Raw genomic sequence first — 1,613 nt, 5'->3', positions numbered from 1 at the left:
CTGCTGCGCGGGGTGAACGACACGCCCGAAGCGCTGGAAGACCTGCTGCGCGCGCAGGTGGCCGCCCGCATCCGCCCCTATTACCTGCACCAGCTTGACCCCGCGCCCGGCACCGCACGCTTCCATGTGCCATACGCGAGGGGCAGCGCCTTCTGGCCAGCCTGCGCGGGCGGGTGACGGGCATTGCATGGCCCACCTATGTGCTGGACATTCCCGGTGGCCACGGCAAGGTGCCCATTGCGCCGGATTACCTGCACACCGGCCCGGACGGCTACCTGCGCGCCCGCGCGCCCGATGGCACGATCCACCGGCTCGCGCGTGAACGCGGCTGAAAAAACAGCCGCAAACCTTGCCCTTCCGCGCCGGGGACGCTAGAAGCCGAACCGCCATACTTCCCACAACCAGACAGGGACCACCATGAAGCAGCAGGCAAACCTGATCCGTGCCGGGCAGGTCATCGAGCACGACGGCCGTCGCTGGACGGTCCTGAAACAGCAGATCATCACGCCGGGCAAGGGCGGCGCGTTCATCCAGGTGGAGATGCGCGACCTCAAGACCGGCAACAAGACCAACGAACGCTGGCGCACCGCCGACACCGTTGAACGCCTGATGACCGAGGAGAAGGAATACACCTACTCCTACATGGACGGCGACAACATCGTGCTGATGGACCCCGAGACGTTCGAGCAGCTTCTCCTGCCGCTGGAACTGCTGGGCGATCAGGCCCCGTTCCTTCAGGACAACATGACGCTGGTGCTCAACCTGGTGGAAGGCGACCCGGTTGGCGTGGTCCTGCCGCCGCAGGTCACGCTGGAAGTGGTCGAGGCCGACCCGGTGGTCAAGGGCCAGACGGCCAGTTCGTCCTACAAGCCCGCCCGCCTGTCCAATGGCGTGAAGACCATGGTGCCCCCCTTCATCGAAGCGGGTGAGCGCATCGTGGTCCGCACCGAGGACAGCACCTACGTCGAGCGCGCCAAGTCCTGATCCCGCCCGCCATGGCGGGGGGTTCACGCCCCCCGCATGGCCGGTTTTTCCAGCCCCTACCCCATTCCCGTTCCACCGCCGAACCAGACAGGACCGAATCACCGTGGCAATGCGACTCTCTCCCCATATGACGGTGATGCAGAACGCTGCCCAGAAGGCCGCACGCCGTCTTCTGCGTGACTTCAATGAAGTCGAGCAGCTTCAGGTCAGCATCAAGGCCCTGGCGATTTCGTGTCGCAGGCCGACCTGCGGGCCGAAACCACCATCCGCGAGGAACTGGCCCGCGCGCGTCCCGGCTATGCCTTCCTGATGGAGGAAAGCGGCGCTTCGGGGAACGAGGGGTGGACATGGCGCTGGATCGTGGACCCGCTGGACGGCACGACCAACTTCCTGCACGGCATCCCGCACTGGGCCATCTCGATCGGGCTGCAGCGCCGCCTGCCCGATGGTACGATCGAGATCGTAGCCGGGCTGGTCTACAACCCCGCCGCCAATGAGATGTTCTGGGCGGAAAAGGGCGTGGGCACGTTCCTGAACGACCGCCGCCTGCGCGTTTCCGCCCGCCGTTCCATGCACGAGGCGCTGTTCGCCACCGGCATCCCCTTCGCCCGGGTTCCGGCGCGCGCGCG

Annotated in this window: 1 protein-coding gene and 2 pseudogenes; all 3 read left to right on the top strand. The window is 66.5% G+C overall.

Annotation, left to right across the window (positions count from 1 at the left end):
* Positions 1-332: pseudogene (locus tag JCM25156_RS28165) on the top strand (lysine 2,3-aminomutase); the annotation flags it as partial.
* An 85-nt stretch (positions 333-417) separates the two neighbouring features.
* Positions 418-984: an elongation factor P gene (efp, locus tag JCM25156_RS16075; protein ID WP_025813909.1), complete on the top strand. Its 567-nt coding sequence runs from the start codon at positions 418-420 to the stop codon at positions 982-984.
* A gap of 109 nt (positions 985-1,093) precedes the next feature.
* Positions 1,094-1,613: pseudogene (locus tag JCM25156_RS25370) on the top strand (inositol monophosphatase family protein); the annotation flags it as partial.

This window comes from Komagataeibacter kakiaceti JCM 25156 (assembly GCF_000613305.1).
The sequence above is the reverse complement of the archived record's forward strand: the minus strand, read 5'-3'. Positions and strand labels throughout refer to the sequence as shown.